Genomic DNA, 21,737 nt, shown 5'->3' on the forward strand with positions numbered 1-21,737 from the left:
GGCCTATACGCTGTATCGTTGGGAGATGAATATTCGAATGGCCACCGTACTGGGCTTCGTGGGCGGCGGCGGCCTGGGCCAGCTGCTCTACTTCCACCTGTCGATCTTCCAGCAGCAGCAGGCCATGACCGTGCTGATCGCCATGTTCGGCCTGGTGGCACTGGTGGACATGGCCAGCGCCCGGCTGCGGCGCGGACTGGGGCCGGCCTATGCGTGAGGACGACAAGCGGTACCGCCCGCCGACGCGCGTGGCGGACATGCACGCCTTCGACACCCTGATCGACGCCCGCTCGCCCGCCGAGTTCGCGCTGGATCACATTCCTGGCGCCATCAACTGCCCGGTGCTCGATGACGAGGAGCGCCGCATCATCGGCACCCTGTACAAGCAGACCGGCGCCTTCGAGGCCCGGCGGCTCGGCGCCGCGATGGTCGCCGCCAATCTCGCCCGCCACCTGCGCGAACGCTTCGCCGACCGGCCCCCGAGCTGGCGGCCGCTGGTCTATTGCTGGCGCGGGGGCTTGCGCAGCGGCTCGATGGTGACCTGGCTACGGCTGGTCGGCTGGGACGCCCAGCAGCTCGCCGGCGGCTACAAGAGTTTTCGCCACCACGTGCTGGCGCAGATCGAGGCCACCTGCCCGCAGTTGCAACTGCGGGTGATCTGCGGCGCCACCGGCAGCGCCAAGACCCGCGTGCTGCAGGCGCTGGCTGCGCGCGGCGAGCAGGTGCTCGACCTGGAGCACTACGCCAGCCACAAGGGCTCGCTGCTGGGTGCGTTGCCCGGCCTGCCGCAGCCTTCGCAGAAGCAGTTCGAGACCCGCATCGCGACCTGCTTCGAGGCGCTGGATCTTTCGAGGCCCCTGTATGTGGAGGGCGAGAGCGCGCGCATCGGCCGGCTGTCGGTGCCCTTGCCGCTGGTGGCGCGGATGCGCGAGTCCGAGTGCATCGAGGTGCAGGCCGACCCGGCCGCGCGGCTGGCCTACCTGCTGCGCGACTACGCCTACCTCGGCGACGACCGCGAGGCCCTGGCCGGCCAGCTCGACAAGCTCAAGGAGCTGCAGGGCAAGGCGGTGGTGGAACGCTGGCAGCAGTGGGCGCGCGAGGGCGACCTGGCGCCGCTGTTCGCGGAGCTGATGGCGTTGCACTACGACCCGCACTACGAGCGGTCGCAGGCGCGGCATTTCAGCCGATGGCCGCAGCGCGAAGCGGTGCCGGCGTCGGACCTCTCGGACGCCGGGATCGAAGCGGTGGCCGAGGGCGTGCGGGCCATCGAGCTCGACGACTCGCCGGCTTCGGCCGTGGGTCCGGCCGTGGCGAAGTAGCGGCCCCCCGGCCGCTTCAGGCCCGGTCCAGCGCGTCGAGCGCCGCGTCGCGTGCCATCACCGCCGCGTACTTCTGTTCCATGTCGAACAGGTTCGCCTCGTGCGGGCCGAGCGCGCGATCGCCGACGCAATCGGAGACCACCAGCGGCCGGAAGCCGTGGGACATCGCGTCGACCACGCTGGCGCGCACGCAGCCGCTGGTCACCGCGCCGGCCACCACCAGCGTCTGCACGCCGCGCTGGCTCAGCCACGCGGCCAGCGAGGTGCCGAAGAAGGCCGAGGGCACGGTCTTGCGCACCACCAGCTCGCCCGCGCGCGGCGCCAGCGCCGGCACGATCGCGCTGTTCGCGTCGTGCTCCTTCAGGCCGAGCATGCCGGGCACCTTGAGCGAGAAGATGTTGTGGTCGGCGCCGTCGTCGGCGTAGACGATCCGGCTGTGCGCGATCGCCCATCCGCGCTCGCGCGCGGCGGCCAGCAGCGGCACGGTGCGCGCGATGGCTGCGGGGATGTTGCCGCCGCCGAACACCGCCGGGTCCGCGAAGCCGTTGACGAAGTCGACGATCAGCAGGCCGACCGGGCCCTTCAGCGGCAGCGCGGTGCCGAAGCCCTGGCGCTCGTAGGTCTTGATCTCAGCGTGCATCGTGGTTCTCCCGGCCGTCCAGCACCTGGCCCTCGCGCACCATGTCCTCGCCGTCGAGGCGCACCGTGCACTTGCGCAGCGGAATGTCGATGTGGCAGGCCGTGTTGCGGCTGCCGCCGGCCTCGTTGTTGGGGCCGAGCGAGAACAGGAAGTTGCCTTCGTAGGCCCGCGCGTCCATGCCGATCGTGGCCTCGCGGTCGTACAGGCCCAGCGTCGACCAGCGCGCGCGCGGCTGCAGGCCCCAGCCGATATGGGAGATCGCGTAGGCCTCGGGATCGCGGAAGGAGGCCATGTAGTCCTCGAGCAGCTCGGCATCGACGCCGCCCTCGATCTTCACCGCGTAGCCGTTGTCGACCGTCAGAACGATGCGCTCCGCCGCATAGGACTTCTGCGGCAGCAGGATGTCGCCGCGGTCGATCACGATCCGGCCGCTGGCGCCGCCTTCGTCGGGCCAGGTGAGCGCGAAGCCGCTCGGCCAGTGGTCCCAGCGCCCGGGCTCGTCGACGAAGCCGTACTCGCTGATCGCGGGGTACTGGCCGAGCTTGCAGCGCAGGTCGGTGCCGGCCGCCGACACCACGTGCATCTCGCGCGCCGCGGTGATGCGCGCCGCGGCGGCCTTGACGCGCACGCGGTCCGCCAGGGTCGGCACCATGCGCACCAGCACCTCGGGCGGCTCGACCGCCAGCAGGATCCTGGTGCCGGCCGACAGGATCTCGTGCTGCTCGGGCGAGAACAGCAGGGTCATCAGGTCGAGCACCAGGTCGCTGGCCTTGAGGGCCGCGATCGCCGCCGGGTTGCCGGTCAGCGGCGTGGTGCCGAGGTAGGCCAGGCTGTCGCGGCTCAGCGCCTTCTCGGCATTGACCGGCGGCAGGTCGAGCCGGTTGACGATCGCGCCCATCGCCTGCGAGGCGATCAGCGCGCACTGCAGCGTTTGCGGATGGGTGGCGGCGCTGGTCAGCACGGTCACGCTCTGGCCGGCCTGCAGGTTCGAGAGGGTGAGCACCTGTTTCCAGGCGTCGATCAGTTGATGGTCGCTGACGGGCATCGCGTGCTCCTTTGAAGAGGGGTTCAGTTCGCTGCTGCTGCCGCCGCCAGCGGCTGGCCGAGGAAGTCGCCGAAGGCGCGGTAGAAGCCGGCTTCGTCGTCCCACGGGATCATGTGGCCCGCGCCGGGCACATGGGTGGTCTGCAGCGCGGGCATCAGGCGGCGCAGTTCATCCTGGTCCTCGGGCCGGATCACGTCGCCACGGCCCGCGACCATCAGCAAGGTCGGCACCGCGATGTGCGGCAGGTCGGCATGGACGTCGTCCTGGTGGAAGCTCTCGTAGGTGCTGACGATCGCGCGTTCGTCGCAGGTGTGGAGCCACTCGGCGCGCAGCCGCAGCTGGGCGTCGGTCCAGGTCGGCGAGAAGGCCCGCAGCGCCTCGAAGCCGGCGCCGTCGCGCATCAGCCGGATCGAGTCGATGTACCAGGCGAGGTTGGCCGGGTAGGCGCGGCGTCCGGGGCCCGACACCGGCGGGTCGATCAGCACCAGGCGCTCCAGCCCGGCGAGGCAGAGGCGCGCGGTGCGGATGCCGATGCGCGCGCCCATCGAATGCCCGACCAGCGCGTAGTTCTCGAGGCCGAGGGCCTCGGCGAAGGCGCCGACGTCGCGGGCGCAGGCGTCCAGGCCGTAGTCGAGCGCGGCCGACGATTCCGAGAGGCCGCGGCCGCGGACGTCGAGCACATAGGTGTCGAAGCTGCGGCCGAACTGCTCCGCCACGAAGCCCCAGGTCACGGCCGGGCTCGTGATGCCGGGCACCAGGACCACGGGGCGGCCCTTGCCGCCGTAGCGCAGGTAGTGCTGGCGGATGCCGTTGGCGCGCAGGTTGGCGCCGTAGAGGAAGGTGCTGTGGGTCATGTGCGGGCGCTCCGGATCAGTAGGCGCCCGACAGCAGCGCGCCGGCGCCCGGCACCACCGGCTCGAGGTCCAGCGCCTTCAGCATGGCGTAGGTGGTGGCGATGGCGGCGGTGACCACCGGCTTGCCGGTCATGGCCTCGACCTTGGCCACCGACGGCAGCGACGGCATCTGCACGCAGGCCGACAGCACGATCGCATCGACGTCGCGCGTGTTCATGCCGGCGACGATGGCGGGCAGCCGGGCCGGGTCGTGGCGGCCGACCTCGAGGTTGTCGGGGATCTCGAGGGCGCGCCAGTCGCTGACTTCGATGTCCTCGTGGCGGATGTAGTCGACCACCAGCTCGGTCAGCGGCTTCATGTAGGGCGCCACCAGCGCGATGCGCCGGGCGCCCATGACCTTGAGCGCATCGACCAGCGCGCCGGCGCTGGTGACCACCGGCGCACTGCCGCCGTTGTCCGCGGTGCGGGCGTGCAGCCGGGCCTGGGAGCTGCGGTGGTAGCCGTGGCCCATCGACATGATCGCGACCAGGCAGGCATAGCCCAGCACGTCGACGCGGGCATCGCTGAGCTCCAGCGCGCAGCGGTCGGACTCGGCGTCCATGGCCGCCAGCTCTTCCTTCTTGACCGTCTTCATGCGCATGCGGCTCGAGTGGAAGGTGAAGCGCTCGGGCCGCACCGCCTGGCGGGCCAGGAGCATGGCCGGGATCTCGGTCTCCATCGTGGTGTTCGAGCTCGGCACGATCTGGCCGATGCGGTAGGTCTTGGTCATGGGGGTCTCCGGTGAATGAAGGAAAAACGCTCAGTCGGCGTTCAGCTTGAGAAGGCGTTCGGCGTTGCCGTGGCAGACCAGCGCGCGCGTGCGCTCGTCCATGGGGGCGGCTTCGATGAAGTCGGCGGCGACGGCGGTCGATTCGTAGGGGTAGTCGACCGAGAACATCACGGCCTCGGCGCCCATCTCGGCGATGGCGCCGGCCAGGGCGGCGGGCGAGCAGACGCCCGAGGTGGTGATCACGATGTTGCGGCCGATGTATTCCGACGGCGCGCGCTGCAGAGTGAGGCCGTGTGGGTAGGCGGCGAAGCGGCTGTCGAAGCGCCAGCGCTGGAAGGGCAGGCCTTCGCCCATGTGGCCGAGGATCAGCTTGAGCCGCGGGAAGCGATCGAACACGCCGCCGAAGAGCAGCCGTAGCGCGTGCGTCGCGGTCTCGATGCCCCAGCCCCAGGTGGCGCCGTTGAGCTCGGCATGGCCGTTGAACGAAGCCGGCACGGCCGGGAAGTCGATCGGGTGCAGGTACAGCGGCACGTCGAGGGCTTGCAGCCGCTCCCACACCTCGTCGTAGGCCGGGTCGTCGTAGTAGCGGCCGTGGGTGTGGCCGTTGACCAGCGCGCCCTTGAAGCCGAGCTGACGCACCGCGCGCGTCAACTCGGCGGCCGCCGCCTTCGGGTCCTGCATCGGCAGCGCCGCGAAGCCGGCGTAGCGGGTCGGATGGCGCGCCACCTGCTGCGCCAGGAAGTCGTTGTTCTCCTGCGCACTGGCGATCGCGAGCGAGCTGCTGGCCTCGCCCTGGACGCCCGGCCCGGTCTGCGACAGCACGGTCACGTCGATGCCGGCCCGATCCATCTCGCCGAGGCGGATCTCGTCGAAGTCGGCCAGCCGGCTCGCGAGCTCGGCATAGACCGCCTTGTCGATGTGCTGCAGGAAGGACTTCGAATAGCGCTCGAAGCCGGGCGCCATGAAATGCTCTTCGAGCGCGATCTTGCGAATCCTTGTCATCTTGATTGCTCCGGGTGGTGAAAGTGAAAGGGAGGGGCCGCGCTACAGGTCGAACAGCAGCACTTCGGTGCCGTCCGCCTCGGCGACGAGTTCCAGCGCTTCGTGGTGGGTGAAGCGCAGGCCGTCGCCGCTGCGCAGCTGCAGGCCGGGGTCGACGCTCAGCGCGCCCGACACCACGTGCAGGTAGCCGAGCCGGTGCGCAGCGAGCCGGTAGGCCAGTGCGCTGCCGCGCGCCGGCCGGCCGACGAAGAGCAGCGCCCGCTGCTGCACGGTGGCCGAGCCGTCGCGGCCGTCGGGCGATGCGATGAGCTGCCAGGTCTCGCGCGCGCCCGCGGCGTCGGTGCGCACCCGCTCGCAGCCGGGCGCGAGCCCGCGGGCCTGCGGGTAGAGCCAGATCTGCAGATGCCGCTCGGCGTCGACGCTCGACGCGTTCATCTCGGCATGCTCGATGCCGCTGCCGGCCGTCATGCGGTGCAGTTCGCCCGGGCCGAACACATAGTCGTTGCCCAGGCTGTCGGTGTGATGGATGCGGCCTTCGATCGGATAGGTCAGCGACTCGATGTCGCGATGCCCGTGCCAGGCGAAGCCGCGGCCCGCGGCGACCCGGTCCTCGTTGAGCGCGCGCAGCGAACCCCAGTGCGTGTGGTTCGGATCCTGGTAGTCGCCGAAGCAGAAGCTGAAGCGCGCCTGCAGCCAGTCGTTCTCCAGCGCGCCGCGCTGATGGGCGCGGCGGACATTGCGCTCGCTCAAGCTTCTGGTCTTCGAGGGTGTTGGGTGTGGCACGGCGTCTATACAATCATCAGTGTGCTAACAAACGGGGGTCCAGGTGCCGTCGAAGAAGCGTCAGTCCGATCGGGAGCCCGCGGTGGATGCCCCGGACATCCCCATGACCACGGTCGACCCTGCCAAGGAACTTCTCTTTGCGCGTCCCGGCTTCCTGGTGCGCCGGCTGCACCAGATCCACGTCGCGATGTTCTTCGAGGAGTGCAAGTCGCAGAACGTCACGCCGGTCCAGTACGCGATCCTCACGGCCGTCTCGGTGCTGCCCGATCTCGACCAGACCTCGCTGGGCCACGAGGTCGGTCTCGACCGCACCACCACCGCCGACGTGGTCAAGCGGCTCGAGGATCGCGGCCTGGTCGAGCGCCGGCCCAACCCTTCCGACAAGCGCACGCGCCACGTGCGGCTGACGGCCGAGGGGCAGACGGTGGTGGACGCGCTGCGCGGCGACATGGCCCGCGCGCAGGAGCGCCTGCTGGCGCCCTTGCGTCCGGCCGAGCGCACGATGCTGATGGACCTCATGAAGATCCTGGTCGAGGCCAACAACCAGTACAGCCGCACGGTGCTGCGCGCCATCTGAGGCGTGACGGGCCGGGCGGCTCACAGCGGGTAGACCAGGTCGTTGGCGATGATCGTGGTGTCGTAGATGGCCTGGCGCTCCCGCAGCAGCAACAGCCCTTCGACGCGCACGAAGCGGTCGTAGTAGGTGCCCGCCATGTGCACCGTGCTCGGTCCCTCGACCAGGGTCTGCAGCAGCAGGAAGTTGGCCTGCGCCTCAACCTCCCCCGCGTCCGATTCGGCGGTGACGCGGGTGTTGGTCACCAGGTGCAGGTTGTAGCGCGGCGCGAACATCTGCGTCTTGGCGATCGCCACCGCACGGTCGTGCATCATGTTGCGCCCCTGCGCATACACCAGGCCGACCGGCATGCCGAGCTCGGCGTTCTCGCGCGCGGTCACGCGGTAGATGCCGTCGGCGGCGAAGAACTCGGGCCAGGCCTCGACCTGGCCGGCATCGAGCACCGCGCAGTACTCGGCATTGAAGTCTTCGATCTCGTGGCGCAGCGCGATGGCGCGCGCCGGGTCGATGCGGCGTTCGCGGAACAGGGACCGGGTCATTGCTTTCATGGCTTCAGAACCCCATCACTTCGCGGTAGTAGCCGTACATGGCGCGGATCGCGGCTTCCGAGATCAGCGAGGTGGAGCTGCCGACGTTGCCGGCGTCGAGCTTGAGCACGTTGGTCTCGGTGCTCGAGCGGCGCACGCCCTCCTGCACGAACTTCATCGCCTCGTTGTCCTCCAGGCCGAGAAAGCCGGCCGGGCCCATCAGGTTGCCCTGGCGCAGCCGGTGCTGCGTCATCTCCTCGGTGTCGTCCTCGTAGCCGAACATGGTCCACAGCATCAGCATGCTGTTGGGGCCGTTGGGCACGATCTGCCGCACGCCCAGCGTGTTCATCTCGCGCTGCACGATCAGGTTGGGCCAGATGGTCTGCATGGTCACCGACCAGGGCGAGTCGAACTCCTTGACGAAGTCCAGGAAGCGGTCGTCGCGCAGGCGCATGCCCTCGTGGTAGGAGCGCATCTCCTTCTTGTTCTCATCGCTGATTGCGGCGTACTTGTCMTCCTTCTTGGCCGAGGCCATGGTGCCGTGGCGGCCGTGCACCGGGTCGGCGATCATGGCGGCGTCGTTGCCCGCGACCAGCAGGCCGAAGACGACCAGAAAGGAATGCAGCAGCGTCGCGTGGTAGGGGTCCTTGAGGTTCTCGTGGTACATCTTCCAGTTGCACGGCAGCTCGTTCTTGTAGTAGCCGTGCACCTTCAGGCGCTTGCCGTTGAAGACGACGTCGAAGTCCTTCAGGATCTCCGGCGTCATGTAGTCCTCGAGCGATTCCATGTCGCTCGCATAGGACGCGAAGACCACGCCGTTGCGGGTCGCGACGTGCAGCTTGCGCAGGCCGTGGTCCTCGTTGCGGAAGTCCTTCGGCATCCCGCCCTGGCGGTTCACGCCGCGCTTGAAGGGCACGCCCTGCAGGTTGCCCTTGAGGTCGTAGGACCACTGGTGGTAGGGGCAGACGAACTCGGTCGCGTTGCCCTGGCTGTGGCGGCAGAACTCGGCGCCGCGGTGGGCGCAGCGGTTCTCGAAGACGTTGATCGAACCGTCCGCCGCGCGCGACACCACCACCGGCGTGGCGCCGACATAGGAGCGCTTGAAGTCGCCCGTGTTCGGCACTTCGGCCTCGAGTGCCACGAAGTTCCAGGAGCGGCCGCGAAAGATCTTCTCCATCTCCTGGTCGTAGACCGCCTCGCTGGTGTAGACCCAGTCGGGGATGAAGTGCGCCGCATCCTCGGGCCACTTGCAGGCGGCGAGCTCGGCGTCCTTGGTGTTCGGGGTGCGGTTGATGACCGCATGGGTGCTGTACATGGCGGGATCCAGTCAGGAGAGTGAGGGGCTGGCCGCGGCCGCCAGTGCGTCGCGCACCAGTTGCCGCGGGGGAATCGAGGTGTCGCGCAACAGCGCGGGGTCGCAGGGGATGCGTCGTTCGATCAGGCTTCGAAGCGGCCGCAGGTCGCCGCCGGCGTTGACGGCGATGGCGTGCGCGAGCCGGCCGTCCGGGTCGAGCCCGAGCAGCATGAACTTCGGCGTGCCGTCGATCGCTGCGTCGCCGCGCAGCTGGTAAGTCGTTTCTGCGGTGGGCAGCCCGAGCATCTGGATGTTGCAGCCGAACTGGTCGGTCCAGAACCAGGGCGTCGCGGCGGCCTCGGTCGGCACGCCGAGCATCGCCGCGGCGGCGACGCGCGCCTGCTCGTTGGCGCTCTGCCAGGATTCGAGGCGGATCTCTTCGCCGACCAGCGGCTGGAGCTGGCTCGCGCAGTCGCCGGCCGCGTAGATGTTCGGCGCGCTGGTGCGGCATTGCGCATCGATGCGGATGCCGCCGTTGTGCGGATGCAGCTCGAGGCCGCAGCCCTCGGCCAGGGCGACCTCGGGCGTCTGCCCGATCGCGACCACCAGCAGCGGCGCCTGGAGGGCGCTGCCGTCGTCCAGCCGCAGGGCCACGCCGTCGGCGTTCGGCACGATCGAGACGCAGCTGCGGCCGAGCCGGAGGTCGACGCCCGCGCCGCGCACGCGCTGGGCAAGCCAGCGCGAGAATTCGGGCGGCACCGCGCGCGGCAGCACCCGCGCAGCGGCCTCGATGACGGTCACGCCGAGTCCTGCCGCGCGCGCGGTGGCCGCCGCTTCGAGACCGAGGAAGCCGGCGCCGAGCACGGTCAGCGCGGGCTGGCCGGCCATCGCAGCGCGCAGCGCCTGCGCATCGGCCAGCGTCCGCACGTAGTGCACATGCGGCGTGCCCGGCGGCAGCGAGGGCAGCGTGCGCGCCCGGCCGCCGGTCGCGATCAGGCAGCGGCTGAAGGGCAGCACCTGCCCGTTGCTGCAGTGCGCCAGCGCGCGCCCGGCATCCAGCGACGCGATGCCGACGCCGAGCCGCAACTCGATCGCCTGGGCGTCGTGGAAGCCCGCGGGATGGATGCCGAGGCGGCCGTCCATCCCGGCATCGGCCAGGACCGCCTTGGTGAGCGGCGGGCGCTCGTAGGGCGGCGACGGCTCGTCGCCGACCATCACGATGCGACCCCGATGGCCGAGAGTGCGCAGTGCGGCGGCCGCGGTCGCGCCGGCCTGGCCGGCACCGATGATCAGGAAGGGCGCGTCGTCGCTCATGGCCGCGCGCTCAGGCATCGACCAGGACGTCGCCGCCCTCGACCCGCACCGGGTAGATCCGGATCGGCTGGGTGGCGGGCGCGCACATGGCTTCACCGGTGCGCAGGTCGAAGCGCGCCTGGTGCAACGGGCACTCGACGCAGCCGTCTTCCACGTAGCCATCGGACAGCAGCGCGTACTGGTGCGTGCAGACGTTGTCCGTGACGTGGAACTCGCCGCCGCTGCGGAACAGCGCGAGCTGTGTCTCTCCCAGCGCGATCGGCATGACTTCGTCGTCTTGCAGCTGACTCGTGGCAGCGATCCTGATCCAGGCCATGGGGCGTCCTTTGAAACGTACACTGAATTAATATCGTCAGTGTACTGAAGAATATTCGAAGGGTGCAAGCGTTTTTCTGTTTCTGTTCGGAGACCCCGCGTTTGCACTCATTCAGTGCTATTTGTCTCTGTGGCGCACCTGAATAAGTACCAGGGAAGGATGTTTTGGTGCACGGGAAAACGCGAAGAAAATGTCGTTGACATGGAATAATCAACTCAGCATACTGACGATTATCTGCCCCACATCCCAGGAGTTATTCATGCAAAGACGCCGCTTTTTCGAGAAGACCGGAGCGCTGGCGGGCCTCGCCACGCTCGCGGTTCCCGCCCTCGCCCAGACCGCTCCGACCGTCAAGTGGCGCATGTCCACGAGCTGGCCCAAGAGCCTGGACACCATCTATGGCTCGGCCGACCGCCTGTGCAAGCGGGTCTCCGAACTGACCGAGGGCCGTTTCGAGATCCGTCCGTTCGCGGGCGGCGAGATCGTGCCGCCGGCGCAGAACATGGAAGCGGTGAGCAACGGCACCATCGAGTGCAATCACGTGCTGGCCTCGGCCTTCATCGGCAAGGACACCGCGATCGCCTTCGATACCGGCCTGGCCTTCGGCCTCAATGCGCGCCAGCACAACGCCTGGATGCACTTCGGCGGCGGCATGCCGCTGGTGCGCGCGATGTACAAGCGCTACGGCATCGTCAACTTCGTCAGCGGCAACGTCGGCGTGCAGATGGGCGGCTTCTATCGCAAGGAGATCAAGTCGGTCGCCGACCTGCAGGGCCTGAAGATGCGCATCGGCGGCATCGGCGGCATGGTGCTCGAGAAGCTGGGCACGGTGCCGCAGCAGATCCCGGCGTCGGACATCTATTCGGCGCTCGAGAAGGGCACCATCGATGCCGCCGAATGGATCGGCCCCTACGACGACGAGAAGCTCGGCTTGCAGCGCGTGGCGCAGCACTACTACGCGCCCGGCTGGTGGGAGGGCAGCGCCTCGATCACCTCGATGGTCAACGAGAAGGCCTGGGCCGCGCTGCCGGCTTCCTACAAGGCGGCCTTCGAGTGCGCCTGCTCCGAAGAGACCATGAAGATGCTGGCCGACTACGACGCCCGCAATCCCGAGGCGCTCAAGAAGCTGATCGGGCAGGGCGCCAAGCTGTCCTATTTCCCGAGGGACGTGATGGTCGCCGCCTTCAAGGCGTCGGAAGAACTGTGGGGCGAGCTGTCGGCCAAGAACCCCGAGTTCAAGGCGATCTTCCCCAAGTGGCAGCAGTTCCGCCAGAACGAGGCCAGCTGGTTCCGTGTGGCCGAGAACGCGCTCGACAACTTCACCTTCGCGGAACTCGCGAAGAACAAGGGCTGAGCGGGCCGAAGGGACACACCGACATGAACTCGCTGCTGCGCGCTTCGCGCCTGATCGATGCCCTGAACACGGCGGTCGGCAAGGCATCGTATTGGCTCATCCTGGTCGCGGTGCTGATCAGCAGCGGCAACGCGGTGGTCCGCAAGGCCTTCAACATGAGCTCCAACTCGCTGCTGGAGATCCAGTGGTACCTGTTCGCGGCGGTGTTCCTGCTCTGCGCCGGCTACACGCTGCTCAACAAGGAACACGTGCGGGTCGACCTGATCCACTCGCGGCTCACGCGCCGAAAGCAGCTGTGGGTCGAGATCTTCGGCACGCTCTTCTTCCTGGCGCCGATGACCCTGCTGATCCTGGTGTTGTCCTGGGCGCCCTTCGTCGATGCCTACACCAGCGGCGAAGTCTCCTCCAACGCCGGTGGCCTGATCCGCTGGCCGGTGAAGCTGCTGATCCCGGTCGGCTTCGGCCTGCTGCTGCTGCAAGGGGCCTCCGAAGTGATCAAGGACGTGGCCGAGCTGCGCGGCCTCGACCGCAGCGCCCCGAAGGCCGCCTGAGACGGCCGCATCCCCTGACCCCCGGACCCCACGATGATTGAATTCCTCACCACCTACATGGCGCCGATCATGTTCGCGTGCCTGGTGCTGCTGCTGCTGATCGGCTACCCGGTGGCCTTCGCCGTCGGCGCCAACGGGCTGATCTTCGGCCTCGTCGGCATCGCGCTCGGACTGATCGAGCCCTCGCTGTTCCAGGCGTTGCCCGAACGCGTCTTCGGCATCATGTTCAACGAGACGCTGCTGGCGATCCCGTTCTTCACCTTCATGGGGCTGATCCTCGAGCGCAGCGGCATGGCCGAAGACCTGCTCGACACCATCGGCCAGCTGTTCGGCCCGGTGCGCGGCGGCCTCGCCTATGCGGTGATCTTCGTCGGTGGGCTGCTCGCTGCCACCACCGGCGTGGTCGCGGCCTCGGTGATCTCGATGGGCCTGATCTCGCTGCCGATCATGCTGCGCTACGGCTACGACAAGCGGCTCGCCAGCGGCGTGATCGCCGCCTCCGGCACGCTGGCCCAGATCATCCCGCCGTCGCTGGTGCTGATCGTGCTGGCCGACCAGATGGGCAAGTCGGTCGGCGACATGTACGCCGGCGCGCTGGTGCCCGGGCTGGTGCTCACCGGCCTGTACGCGGTCTACGTCTTCGTCTACTCGATCGTCAAGCCGGAGGCGGCGCCCGCGCTGCCGCCGGAGGCACGCACGCTGCGCGGCAGCGCGCTGGCCTTCAGGGTCCTGACGACGCTGGTGCCGCCGCTGGTGCTGATCTTCCTGGTGCTCGGCACCATCTTCCTTGGCATCGCGACCCCGACCGAGGGCGGCGCGATGGGCGCGGCCGGCGCGCTGCTGCTGGCGCTCGGCCGGCGCAAGCTCTCGCTGGCGCTGCTGCGCCAGGCGATGGACAAGACCGCCAAGCTGACCTGCTTCGCGATCTTCATCCTGGTCGGCGCGACCGTCTTCGGCCTGGTGTTCCGCGGCGTCGACGGCGATCTCTGGGTCGAGCACCTGCTGCTGCACCTGCCGGGCGGGCAGCTCGGGTTCCTGATCGTGGTCAACCTGATGGTCTTTCTGCTGGCCTTCTTCCTCGACTTCTTCGAGCTGGCCTTCATCATCGTGCCGCTGATCGCCCCGGTGGCCGACAAGATGGGCATCGACCTGATCTGGCTCGGCGTGCTGCTGGCGGTCAACATGCAGACCTCCTTCATGCACCCGCCGTTCGGCTTCGCGCTGTTCTACCTGCGTTCGGTGGCGCCGAAGCAGGTGCTGACCAGCGACATCTACCGCGGCGCGATCCCGTTCGTGCTGATCCAGCTCGCCATGGTGGGGCTGGTGATCGCCTTCCCGGGCATGGTGACCGGCAATGTCCACAAGGCGGCGAAAATCGACCTCGAGACGATCAAGATCGAGATGCCGCACCAGGGCGAGGACAGCCCGTCGGCTTACCCGGGCGACGATGCCCCCTCGCCGTTCGACAGCAGGAAGCCTTGAGCATGGACACCACCCCCTCCCATCACCCCGGCGACCCGAACGCGCAAGGCGTGGGTGCGCGCGTGCTGCGCAAGGAAGACGCGCGCCACCTGCACGGCAAGGGCCAGTTCGTCGCCGACATGAGCCTGCCGGAACTCAGCGAGGTGGCCTTCCTGCGCAGCCCGCTGGCGCACGCCAGGATCGTCTCGGCCCGGCTGCCCGAATCGGGCGCCGAGCGCGTCGTGCTGCGCGAGGCCATGCCCGATGCGCGCGACATCGTGGCCGACTCCACGCTGCCCACCTACCAGTCCTCGGCCCAGCCGCCGCTGGCCTCGGGCAAGGTGCGCTTCGTCGGCGAGCCGGTCGCGATGGTGTTCGCCCGCACCCGCGCCGAAGCCGAAGACCTGGCCGAGCAGATCGAGATCGAGTACGACGAGCTCCCGGTCTACGCCGACGCCGACCGCTCGCGTGCCGCCACCGGCGAGCTGATCCATCCGCAATGGCGCGACAACACCTTCGTCACGCTGCACGCCGACAAGGAGTTCGAGGCGCATGCGGCCCAGGCGGCGCTGGTGGTGCGGCGCGAGGTCTCGCTGGCCCGCCAGTGCATGGTGCCGATGGAAGGCAAGGCGGTGCTGGCCTACTGGGACCACCAGGCCGACCAGCTGGTGGTGGTCAGCGCCACCCAGGTGCCGCACATGATCCGCACCGTGCTGGCCGAATGCCTGGGGCTCGAGCAAGGGCGGGTGCGCGTGATCTCGCCCGATGTCGGCGGCGCCTTCGGCTACAAGTGCGTGCTGCAGCAGGAAGAACTCTGCGTCGCCTGGCTGGCCAAGACCCACCGCAAGCCCTTCCGCTACCTCGAGGACCGGCGCGAGCACCTGATCGCGGGCGCCAACACGCGCGAGCACAGCTACCAGATGACCGCCTACGCCGACGCGCGCGGCCGCCTGCTGGCGCTCGACGCCCGCATCACGATCGACGGCGGCGCCTATTCCGTGTGGCCGTTCACGATCGGGCTCGAACCCGGCCAGGCGGTCGGCAACCTGCCCGGGCCCTATGCCTTCCGTGGCTACCGCTGCGTGACCGAGTGCGTCGCCACCAACAAGCCCGGCTTCGTTCCCTACCGCGGCGTGGCGCGCACCGGCGTCTGCTTCGCGATGGAGCTCACGCTCGACGCCATTGCCCGCGCGGTCGGCCGCGAACCGTGGGAGGTCCGGCTCGAGAACCTGGTGCCGGCCTCGGCCATGCCCTATGTCAACGTCGCCAACAAGCACTTCGACAGCGGCGACTATCCGGCCAGCCTGATCAAGGCGCGCGACCTGATCGACTTCGACGCCGTGCGGCGGCGCCAGCGCGAGACGCAGGCGGATGGCCGGCTGATCGGCGTCGGCTTCGCCACCTACACCGAGCAGTCCGCGCACGGCACCTCGGTGTTCGCGTCCTGGGGCACGCCGGTGATCCCGGGCTTCGATTCGGCGACGGTGCGGATCACGCCCGACGGCGGACTCGAGATCCGCGTCGGCGTGCACTCGCACGGCCAGGGCATGGAGACCACCTTCGCGCAGATCGCGCACGAGATTCTCGGCGTCGATATCGCCCACATGAAGCTGGTGCACGGCGACACCGGGCAGACGCCGTTCTCCACCGGCACCTATGCGTCGCGTTCGCTGGTGATGTCCGGCGGCGCGGTGGCGCGTGCCTGCAAGGCGCTGGCGCCGCGCGTCCTCCACATCGGCGCCCACCTGCTGGGCAGCACGCCGGATGCGGTCGTGTTCTCGGGCGGGCGCATCGCGGCCGGGGAGCGGAGCGTCTCGGTGGCCGAGGTGGCGCAGGCCTGGTATCTGCGCCCCGACCGCCTGCCGCCCGACGTCGACCCAGCCGGGCTCGAGGTGACGACCGGCTTCAAGCCCAAGGTCGACACCGGCGCCTTCACCTATGCGACTCACGCGGTGACGGTGGCGGTCGACCCCGAGACCGGGCACGTCGAGATCCTGGACTACGTGATCGTCGAGGACTGCGGCACCATGATCAACCCGATGGTGGTCGAGGGCCAGACCTATGGCGGCGTGGCGCAGGGCATCGGCACCGCGCTCTACGAGGAGACGCCCTACGACCGCAACGGCCAGCCGCTCGCCTCCACCCTGGCCGACTACATGCTGCCGGGCGCGACCGAGGTGCCGGCCATGCGCATCCACCACTTCGAAACCCCGTCGCCGCACACCGAGTTCGGCGCCAAGGGCATGGGCGAGGGCGGCGCGATCGCGCCGCCGGCGGCCATCTTCAATGCAGTGAACGACGCGCTGCGGCCGCTGGGCGCCGAAGTGTCGCAGACCCCGCTGACCCCTCGCCGCCTGCTCGAGGCGATCGAGGCGGCGCAGCTCGTCGAGAAGAAGAAGGTCGCATGAGGAACACCCGATGAAAGCCGCGAGCTTCGAATACCAACGCCCCGCGACGCTGCAGGCCGCCTTGCGCGCGCTGGCCGACGCCGGCGGCGCCGCCAAGGTGATGGGCGGCGGCCAATCCCTCGGGCCGATGCTGAACCTGCGCCTGGCGCGGCCGAAGCAGGTGGTCGACGTCTCGTCGCTCGGCGAGCTGCGGCAGGTCACGGCCGACGGCGACCAGCTGCGCATCGGCGCGGCCGTGACGCATGCCGAGATCGAGGATGGCGTGCACCCCTTGCTGCGCGACGGCCTGCTGCAGTCGGTGGCCGGCGGCATCGCCTACCGAGCGATCCGCAACCGCGGCACGCTCGGCGGCAGCCTCGCGCACGCAGACCCCGCAGCCGACTGGGTGCTGGCGATGGCCGCCCTCGGGGCGCAGATCGAGATTTCGTCGGCCGCCGGCACCCGCCGGGTGCCGATGGAGCGCTWCATGCAAGGCGCCTACACCACCGACCTGGCCGACGGCGAACTGCTGACCGCGGTGCGCATTCCCAGGCTGGGCGCGGCGGCGCGCTGGGGCTATTTCAAGTTCTGCCGCAAGACCGGCGAGTTCGCGGAGGCCAGCTGCGCCGCCGTGTTCGATCCCTCGCGCAAGCTGGCGCGCATCGTGCTGGGCGCGCTCGACGGCGCGCCCCAGGCCTTGCCGGCCCTGGCCGCGCAGGTGGCGCGGTCCGCCGCGATGCCGTCGCGCGAAACCCTTCAATCGGCCATTGCCGCGGCGCTGCCGGGCAAGGATGCGGTCGATCGCAAACTGAGGGTCGCGGCGGTCGAGCGCTGCCTGCACCAGATCTTCATTCCGGAGCTTTCCACATGACGTCCATCGCCGTCGAACTCAACGGCCGCACGCTGCGTCGCGACGTGCCCGCACGCATGCATCTTGCCGATTTCGTGCGCGAAGAGGGCCGCCAGACCGGCACCCATCTGGGCTGCGAGCACGGCGTCTGCGGCGCCTGCACGGTGCTGGTCGACGACCGGCCGGTGCGCTCGTGCATCGCCTTCGCGGTGGCCTGCGACGGCCAGAAGGTGACCACCGTCGAGGGCTACGACCACGACCCCGTGATGGCGCTGCTGCGCCCCGCGTTCTCGCGCCACCATGCGCTGCAGTGCGGCTTCTGCACGCCCGGCATGCTCGCCACCGCGCGCGACATCGTGCTGCGCTGTCCCGAAGCCGACGAGGCGCGGGTCCGGCTCGAGCTGTCGGGCAACCTCTGCCGCTGCACCGGCTACGTGGGCATCGTCGCGGCCATCCGCGACGTGCTCGACCAATGCCGCGACGGCGGACACGCCGACATTGCGGCGATGCGCGAAGCGCTGCAGGTCCACTGCGGCGAGGCGTCGGGGCTTGCGCCGGCGCAGGCCTTCGCGGCCTTCGACGCCGTTGACACGGGCGTCGCCGCGGTGGCTGCGGCACCGCGCAGCGAGGCGCCTTCGACGGATGCCGCGTCGGCCAACGGCACCCGGATCCAGGGCGGGTTCTCGGTACCGTTCCCGGCCGCCGAGGTCTGGCGCTTCATGGCCGACCTGCCGGCCGTCGCCGCCTGCCTGCCGGGCGCCGAACTGACCGAGCACACCGGCGACCGCGTGAAGGGGCGGGTGGCGATCAAGTTCGGGCCGATGTCGGCCAGCTTCAACGGCGCCGCGCGGCTCGACCGCGACGACAGCACGCGCAGCGCGGTGCTCAAGGGCGCCGGCCAGGATTCGCTGAGCCAGTCGCGCGCCAACGGCGATGTCGCCTACCGCCTGACGGAGGTGTCGCCGACCGCGACCCGGGTCGACGTCGACCTGCTCTATTCGCTGCAGGGTCCGCTGGCGCAGTTTTCGCGCTCCGGCCTGGTCAAGGACTTCGTCGGCCGCCTGATCCAGGAGTTCGGCAAGAACGTGGCGTTGCGCATGGACCCTGCGCGCTCGGGCGATGCGCCCTTGCCGCCGGCGCGCCTGAATGCCTTCAGCCTGGGCGTCGGCGTCCTCTGGGCGCGCATCCGCCGCTGGTTCGGAGCCGGCGACTAGCCCGCAGTTTTTCTCGTGTGTCCCGGCATCCCGGCGCGATTTCGCAGGATTCGCGCCGAGGGCGCAGCTTTGCCCGTTGATGGGTCCCTTTTGATCTTGGAGAGAACGATGATGAATGGCTCGCTTGCTAGAACTCTTCGCGCAGCGCTCGCATGCCTTTGCCTCGGCGCGATGGCCGCGGCCAGCGCCCAGGCCCCCGAGAAGCTGAAGGTCCGGCTCGACTGGACGCCCTGGGGCGTGCATGCCGCGGTGCATCTGGCCCAGCAGAAGGGCTGGTTCAACGCGGCCGGGCTCGACGTCAGCCTCGAGGACGGCAACGGCTCGGTGACCACGGTGCAACTGGTCGGCGGCGGCGACCAGTTCGATGTCGGCCACGCGGCGCTGGCCTCGATGATGATCGCGCGCGACAAGGGCGTGCCGGTGAAGGCGGTGGCGGTCTTCGCGCGGCTCAGCGACGTCGGCCTGCTGGTGCCGAAGGACGGCGGCATCCAGGGCCCCAGGGATCTGAAGGGCAAGAAGGTCGCCTACACCGCGGGTTCGCTGGAGGCGCCGTTCATCGACGCCTTCCTGGCCGCCGGCGGCCTCAAGCGCAGCGACTTGGAACTGGTCGGGGTCGACGCCGCAGGCAAGGCCGCCACCTATGCCGCGGGCCGCACCGACGCCGCGTTCTCCACCATTCCGTTCTTCCTGCCCGTGGTTTCGCTGACCCGGCCTTCGGATGCGATCCGTTTTGCCGACTACCAGCTCAACATGCCGAGCTTCGGGCTCTTCGCCACCGAGGCCAAGCTCGCGGCGCGCGGCCCGGCCATCGGCAGGTTCGCCAGCGTGGTCGCTGCATCGTGGACCTACGTGCTGAACGGCCACGAGGACGAAGCGGTCGAGGCCATCGTGGCGCAGCGGCCGCAGGCCAAGCTCGACAAGAAGGTGGTGCGGGCGCAGATCGAAGCGCTGCGCCCGTTCTTCCAGTCGCCGGCGGCGGCCGGCCAGCCGGTCGGCGTGCCGGTGGCTGCGGACTGGACGATCGCGGTGAAGACCCTGACCGATGCCGGGCTGATCAAGTCGATCAAGGACGGCAGCGACTTCTTCGTGCCGGGCCTGGTGCGGCCGGTGGTACTGAAGGCGGCGGGCACGTGAGCGCGGCGGCCATTCACGCGGACGGCGTCCGCAAGGTCTACCCCGGGGAGCGCGCGCTGACCGCGCTGGACGGCATCTCGCTGGACATCCGGCCGGGCGAGTTCGTCAGCATCCTCGGGCCCAGCGGCTGCGGCAAGAGCACCTTCCTGCGCTGCGTCGCCGGCCTGGAGCCGGTGACGGCCGGAACGCTCAGCGTCGACGGTCGCAAGGTGGCGGGGCCACCCGACCACCTGGGCATGGTGTTCCAGCGCGACGCGCTGCTCGAATGGCGAACCATCGAGCGCAACATCCTGCTGCCGATCGAGTTCGCCCGCAAGCCGACGCAGGCCTACCGGGCGGTCATGGCGCAGCTGCTGAAGCTGACCGGCCTCTCGGATTTCGGCGACCGCTATCCGCGCGAGCTGTCGGGCGGCATGCGGCAGCGGGCCGCGATCTGCCGCGCGCTGATCGACCAGCCGGGCCTGCTGCTGATGGACGAGCCCTTCGGCGCCCTCGATGCCCTGACGCGCGACCAGATGAACGTCGAGCTGCAGCGCATCTGGCTCGAGACCCGCAACACCGTGATGTTCGTGACGCACGGGATCTCGGAGGCGGTGTTCCTCGCCGACCGCGTGGTGGTGTTCTCGCCCCGGCCGGGCCGCATCGCCGACATCATCGAGGTCGACCTGCCGCGGCCGCGCCGCCTGGCGGTGCGCGAGACGGCGCAGTTCGGCGCCTACACCGGCCGCATCCGCGACCTGTTCCACGACATGGGGCTGATCAACGAAGAGCCCGCCCACGCCCTCGAGGAGGCTGCATGATGAATCCGTGGATGGCCAAGGCCAGGCAATGGCTAGTGGGTGCGCTGTCGATCGTCGCCTTCCTCGCGGTGTGGGAAGTGCTGGTGCGGGTGCTGCACGTGCGGCCGGTGACGCTGCCGCCGCCGACCGCCATCCTCGGCGAGCTCGGCAGCGAGTGGCGCTGGTACCTGGACCACGCGCTCTACACCCTGCTGACCACGCTCGGCGGCTTCGCGCTGTCGGTGGTGGTCGGCGTGGCGCTGGCGATGCTGCTGGTGGGCTCGCGCGGGTTCGAGCATGCGATCTATCCGCTGATCGTGGCCCTGAACAGCGTGCCCAAGGTGGCCATCGCGCCGCTGTTCGTGATCTGGCTCGGCACCGGCTCCGAGCCCAAGATCGCGATCGCCTTCCTGATCGCGGTGTTCGCGGTAATCGTCGATGCCGTGCACGGGCTGCGCTCGGTGCCGCAGGACGTGCTGGACCTCGGCACCGTGCTGAAGGGGTCGACCCTCGACTTCTTCTTCAAGGTCCGGCTGCCGTGCGCGCTGCCCTCCATCCTGACGGGCATGAAGGTGGCGATCTCGCTGTCGCTGGTGGGCGCCATCGTGGGCGAGTTCGTCGCGTCGCAGCGCGGCCTCGGCTACGTGATCCTGAGCGCGCAGGGCACCTTCGACACGCCGCGGGTGTTCGCGGCGGTGTTCATGCTGGCGATTCTCGGCATCGTGCTCTATGGCGGCCTGGCCTGGGCCGAGCGTCGCGCGACGCCCTGGCGCCGCATCGATGCCTAGGCCTGCGGGCGTGCGCCCTACCGATGGGGCCGCAGCTGCGCAATCAGCCGCCGAATCGCACCAGCGACGCCGCGCTTGGCCGCCACGATCGGGTCGGCACAGAAGATCGCGCGCTGCTCGGCCAGGGCGACGTGCAGCGCGGCATGGTTCTTCTCGTTGTAGACCCAGGTGCCGGACACGATGTGCGCGCCCGAAGTCACAGGAGTGATGCGAAGGTCCTCGACCCCGATCCGCTCCAGTGCCGCTGCACGCAGAGCCGCTTGCTGCGCGGGGCCGCCAACCCCGTCGATCGGGCGGGGGAAGGCGAAGCTGATGGCCTGAACCTGCGGGTAGTGCTCCGACATGAAAGCGCAGATCTCGAAGAAGATCAGGCGTCCGAAGTGCCTTCGCTCCTCCAGCATTCCCTGCGTGGGGGTGAACGCCTCGACGTGGATCTGGGTTCCGCCGTTCAGAACGAGCACTGGGTCCAAAGTCGCCAACAGGACACGTCCCTCATGGACACACATGGGGTCGCCGAGTTGATAGAAGGCATCGTTTGTCCCGGTGATCCGAATTTTCGTGAAGGTCATGTAAGGCGAATGCGACGGGCTTTCGCCCATCCCCGCGCGCCGTTCCTCGCTTGCCCTGAAGTTGGTAGGACAACTGTACTGGGAAGAAGGGCATGGTCCTTCGAATCGGCCGGCTCCGAGCGTTCTATCGTGACTTTTTTCGCGTCGGAGGAAACATTGATCTGGCGCAATTCAGGCGTGCGACTCGGCCTTAGGATTTCAGCCGGGTTCTGA

Annotated in this window: 22 protein-coding genes and 1 pseudogene; 12 read left to right on the forward strand and 11 right to left on the reverse strand. The window is 69.2% G+C overall.

Going from position 1 to position 21,737, the window contains the following annotated elements; all coding sequences use genetic code 11:
* Positions 1–217, forward strand: a pseudogene (locus tag AC1D2K_RS05505) (phosphonate ABC transporter, permease protein PhnE); the annotation flags it as partial.
* Entirely contained in the window at positions 210–1,319 is a 1,110-nt protein-coding gene (gene mnmH, locus AC1D2K_RS05510; RefSeq protein ID WP_478086932.1) for a tRNA 2-selenouridine(34) synthase MnmH, read from the forward strand. The pseudogene AC1D2K_RS05505 and the gene mnmH, both read left to right, overlap by 8 nt.
* 16 nt (positions 1,320–1,335) lie before the next feature.
* On the opposite strand, the gene AC1D2K_RS05515 is transcribed toward mnmH, so the two are convergent.
* Genes AC1D2K_RS05515 through AC1D2K_RS05540 form a run of 6 tightly spaced genes read right to left on the reverse strand, consistent with a single transcriptional unit; the run spans position 1,336 to position 6,379 of the window.
* The gene (locus tag AC1D2K_RS05515; RefSeq protein ID WP_478086933.1) at positions 1,336–1,959 is read right to left on the reverse strand and encodes an N-carbamoylsarcosine amidohydrolase; all 624 of its coding nucleotides are present in this window, start codon (positions 1,957–1,959) and stop codon (positions 1,336–1,338) included.
* On the reverse strand, positions 1,949–3,004 hold the full coding sequence (locus tag AC1D2K_RS05520) for a 2,5-dihydroxypyridine 5,6-dioxygenase NicX family protein (protein ID WP_478086935.1): 1,056 nt from the start codon (positions 3,002–3,004) through the stop codon (positions 1,949–1,951). The genes AC1D2K_RS05515 and AC1D2K_RS05520 overlap by 11 nt, the downstream gene beginning before the upstream one ends.
* 23 nt (positions 3,005–3,027) lie before the next feature.
* Entirely contained in the window at positions 3,028–3,858 is an 831-nt protein-coding gene (locus AC1D2K_RS05525) for an alpha/beta fold hydrolase (protein ID WP_478086937.1), read from the reverse strand.
* Positions 3,859–3,874: 16 nt separating this feature from the next.
* Positions 3,875–4,627: a maleate cis-trans isomerase family protein gene (locus AC1D2K_RS05530; RefSeq protein ID WP_478086939.1), complete on the reverse strand. Its 753-nt coding sequence runs from the start codon at positions 4,625–4,627 to the stop codon at positions 3,875–3,877.
* Between the two features lie 30 nt (positions 4,628–4,657).
* Complete coding sequence (locus AC1D2K_RS05535; protein ID WP_478086941.1) at positions 4,658–5,629, reverse strand: amidohydrolase family protein; 972 nt, start codon at positions 5,627–5,629, stop codon at positions 4,658–4,660.
* Positions 5,630–5,671: 42 nt separating this feature from the next.
* Positions 5,672–6,379 (reverse strand): pirin family protein, encoded by a 708-nt coding sequence (locus AC1D2K_RS05540; RefSeq protein ID WP_478086943.1) that lies wholly within the window; start codon positions 6,377–6,379, stop codon positions 5,672–5,674.
* Between the two features lie 136 nt (positions 6,380–6,515).
* Between AC1D2K_RS05540 and AC1D2K_RS05545 the strand changes: the two genes are divergently transcribed.
* Positions 6,516–6,989: a MarR family winged helix-turn-helix transcriptional regulator gene (locus AC1D2K_RS05545; protein WP_478086945.1), complete on the forward strand. Its 474-nt coding sequence runs from the start codon at positions 6,516–6,518 to the stop codon at positions 6,987–6,989.
* Between the two features lie 20 nt (positions 6,990–7,009).
* On the opposite strand, the gene AC1D2K_RS05550 is transcribed toward AC1D2K_RS05545, so the two are convergent.
* The 4 genes from AC1D2K_RS05550 to AC1D2K_RS05565 are packed head-to-tail and all read right to left on the reverse strand — an operon-like array spanning position 7,010 to position 10,437.
* Complete coding sequence (locus tag AC1D2K_RS05550) at positions 7,010–7,525, reverse strand: aromatic-ring-hydroxylating dioxygenase subunit beta (protein ID WP_478086946.1); 516 nt, start codon at positions 7,523–7,525, stop codon at positions 7,010–7,012.
* 13 nt (positions 7,526–7,538) lie between these two features.
* A complete protein-coding gene (locus AC1D2K_RS05555; protein WP_478086947.1) occupies positions 7,539–8,828 on the reverse strand; it encodes a Rieske 2Fe-2S domain-containing protein in 1,290 nt (429 codons plus the stop codon).
* 12 nt (positions 8,829–8,840) lie between these two features.
* Positions 8,841–10,121 (reverse strand): NAD(P)/FAD-dependent oxidoreductase, encoded by a 1,281-nt coding sequence (locus tag AC1D2K_RS05560; protein WP_478086948.1) that lies wholly within the window; start codon positions 10,119–10,121, stop codon positions 8,841–8,843.
* A gap of 10 nt (positions 10,122–10,131) precedes the next feature.
* Positions 10,132–10,437, reverse strand: coding sequence for a non-heme iron oxygenase ferredoxin subunit (locus AC1D2K_RS05565; RefSeq protein ID WP_478086950.1), 306 nt, complete (start codon positions 10,435–10,437; stop codon positions 10,132–10,134).
* Positions 10,438–10,696: 259 nt separating this feature from the next.
* On the opposite strand from AC1D2K_RS05565, the gene AC1D2K_RS05570 reads away from it, so the two are divergent.
* From AC1D2K_RS05570 to AC1D2K_RS05610, 9 genes are all read left to right on the forward strand, one after another.
* Complete coding sequence (locus AC1D2K_RS05570; protein WP_478086951.1) at positions 10,697–11,791, forward strand: TRAP transporter substrate-binding protein; 1,095 nt, start codon at positions 10,697–10,699, stop codon at positions 11,789–11,791.
* A 23-nt stretch (positions 11,792–11,814) separates the two neighbouring features.
* Positions 11,815–12,342, forward strand: coding sequence for a TRAP transporter small permease subunit (locus AC1D2K_RS05575; RefSeq protein ID WP_478086952.1), 528 nt, complete (start codon positions 11,815–11,817; stop codon positions 12,340–12,342).
* Between the two features lie 33 nt (positions 12,343–12,375).
* A complete protein-coding gene (locus tag AC1D2K_RS05580) occupies positions 12,376–13,824 on the forward strand; it encodes a TRAP transporter large permease (protein WP_478086954.1) in 1,449 nt (482 codons plus the stop codon).
* 2 nt (positions 13,825–13,826) lie between these two features.
* Positions 13,827–16,211 carry a xanthine dehydrogenase family protein molybdopterin-binding subunit gene (locus tag AC1D2K_RS05585; protein ID WP_478086955.1) on the forward strand — a complete coding sequence of 795 codons (2,385 nt, stop codon included), beginning with the start codon at positions 13,827–13,829 and terminating at the stop codon, positions 16,209–16,211.
* A gap of 10 nt (positions 16,212–16,221) precedes the next feature.
* Positions 16,222–17,061, forward strand: coding sequence for an FAD binding domain-containing protein (locus AC1D2K_RS05590; protein ID WP_478086956.1), 840 nt, complete (start codon positions 16,222–16,224; stop codon positions 17,059–17,061).
* On the forward strand, positions 17,058–18,254 hold the full coding sequence (locus AC1D2K_RS05595) for a xanthine dehydrogenase family Fe-S subunit (RefSeq protein ID WP_478086958.1): 1,197 nt from the start codon (positions 17,058–17,060) through the stop codon (positions 18,252–18,254). The genes AC1D2K_RS05590 and AC1D2K_RS05595 overlap by 4 nt, the downstream gene beginning before the upstream one ends.
* 171 nt (positions 18,255–18,425) lie before the next feature.
* Positions 18,426–19,388: an ABC transporter substrate-binding protein gene (locus AC1D2K_RS05600; RefSeq protein ID WP_478086972.1), complete on the forward strand. Its 963-nt coding sequence runs from the start codon at positions 18,426–18,428 to the stop codon at positions 19,386–19,388.
* Positions 19,385–20,188: an ABC transporter ATP-binding protein gene (locus AC1D2K_RS05605; RefSeq protein ID WP_478086960.1), complete on the forward strand. Its 804-nt coding sequence runs from the start codon at positions 19,385–19,387 to the stop codon at positions 20,186–20,188. Before AC1D2K_RS05600 ends, AC1D2K_RS05605 begins: the two co-directional genes overlap by 4 nt.
* Positions 20,188–20,955: an ABC transporter permease gene (locus AC1D2K_RS05610; RefSeq protein WP_478086962.1), complete on the forward strand. Its 768-nt coding sequence runs from the start codon at positions 20,188–20,190 to the stop codon at positions 20,953–20,955. The genes AC1D2K_RS05605 and AC1D2K_RS05610 overlap by 1 nt, the downstream gene beginning before the upstream one ends.
* Before the next feature lie 17 nt (positions 20,956–20,972).
* On the opposite strand, the gene AC1D2K_RS05615 is transcribed toward AC1D2K_RS05610, so the two are convergent.
* Positions 20,973–21,524, reverse strand: a complete 552-nt coding sequence (locus AC1D2K_RS05615; RefSeq protein WP_478086964.1) for a hypothetical protein — start codon at positions 21,522–21,524, stop codon at positions 20,973–20,975.
* Positions 21,525–21,737 lie beyond the last annotated feature (213 nt).

The sequence above is a fragment of the Variovorax sp. P1_H12_2 genome (genome assembly GCF_056405335.1).

Excerpts from the sequence above, each read along its gene's own strand:
- AC1D2K_RS05550 (WP_478086946.1), bottom strand. The coding sequence starts at position 7,525 with ATGACCCGGTCCCTGTTCCGCGAACGCCGCATCGACCCGGCGCGCGCC.
- AC1D2K_RS05560 (WP_478086948.1), bottom strand. The coding sequence starts at position 10,121 with ATGAGCGACGACGCGCCCTTCCTGATCATCGGTGCCGGCCAGGCCGGC.
- AC1D2K_RS05600 (WP_478086972.1), top strand. The coding sequence starts at position 18,426 with ATGGCCGCGGCCAGCGCCCAGGCCCCCGAGAAGCTGAAGGTCCGGCTC.
- AC1D2K_RS05570 (WP_478086951.1), top strand. The coding sequence starts at position 10,697 with ATGCAAAGACGCCGCTTTTTCGAGAAGACCGGAGCGCTGGCGGGCCTC.
- AC1D2K_RS05580 (WP_478086954.1), top strand. The coding sequence starts at position 12,376 with ATGATTGAATTCCTCACCACCTACATGGCGCCGATCATGTTCGCGTGC.
- AC1D2K_RS05525 (WP_478086937.1), bottom strand. The coding sequence starts at position 3,858 with ATGACCCACAGCACCTTCCTCTACGGCGCCAACCTGCGCGCCAACGGC.
- AC1D2K_RS05565 (WP_478086950.1), bottom strand. The coding sequence starts at position 10,437 with ATGGCCTGGATCAGGATCGCTGCCACGAGTCAGCTGCAAGACGACGAA.
- AC1D2K_RS05575 (WP_478086952.1), top strand. The coding sequence starts at position 11,815 with ATGAACTCGCTGCTGCGCGCTTCGCGCCTGATCGATGCCCTGAACACG.
- AC1D2K_RS05545 (WP_478086945.1), top strand. The coding sequence starts at position 6,516 with ATGACCACGGTCGACCCTGCCAAGGAACTTCTCTTTGCGCGTCCCGGC.
- AC1D2K_RS05610 (WP_478086962.1), top strand. The coding sequence starts at position 20,188 with ATGAATCCGTGGATGGCCAAGGCCAGGCAATGGCTAGTGGGTGCGCTG.
- mnmH (WP_478086932.1), top strand. The coding sequence starts at position 210 with ATGCGTGAGGACGACAAGCGGTACCGCCCGCCGACGCGCGTGGCGGAC.
- AC1D2K_RS05595 (WP_478086958.1), top strand. The coding sequence starts at position 17,058 with ATGACGTCCATCGCCGTCGAACTCAACGGCCGCACGCTGCGTCGCGAC.
- AC1D2K_RS05530 (WP_478086939.1), bottom strand. The coding sequence starts at position 4,627 with ATGACCAAGACCTACCGCATCGGCCAGATCGTGCCGAGCTCGAACACC.
- AC1D2K_RS05535 (WP_478086941.1), bottom strand. The coding sequence starts at position 5,629 with ATGACAAGGATTCGCAAGATCGCGCTCGAAGAGCATTTCATGGCGCCC.
- AC1D2K_RS05585 (WP_478086955.1), top strand. The coding sequence starts at position 13,827 with ATGGACACCACCCCCTCCCATCACCCCGGCGACCCGAACGCGCAAGGC.
- AC1D2K_RS05615 (WP_478086964.1), bottom strand. The coding sequence starts at position 21,524 with ATGACCTTCACGAAAATTCGGATCACCGGGACAAACGATGCCTTCTAT.
- AC1D2K_RS05515 (WP_478086933.1), bottom strand. The coding sequence starts at position 1,959 with ATGCACGCTGAGATCAAGACCTACGAGCGCCAGGGCTTCGGCACCGCG.
- AC1D2K_RS05520 (WP_478086935.1), bottom strand. The coding sequence starts at position 3,004 with ATGCCCGTCAGCGACCATCAACTGATCGACGCCTGGAAACAGGTGCTC.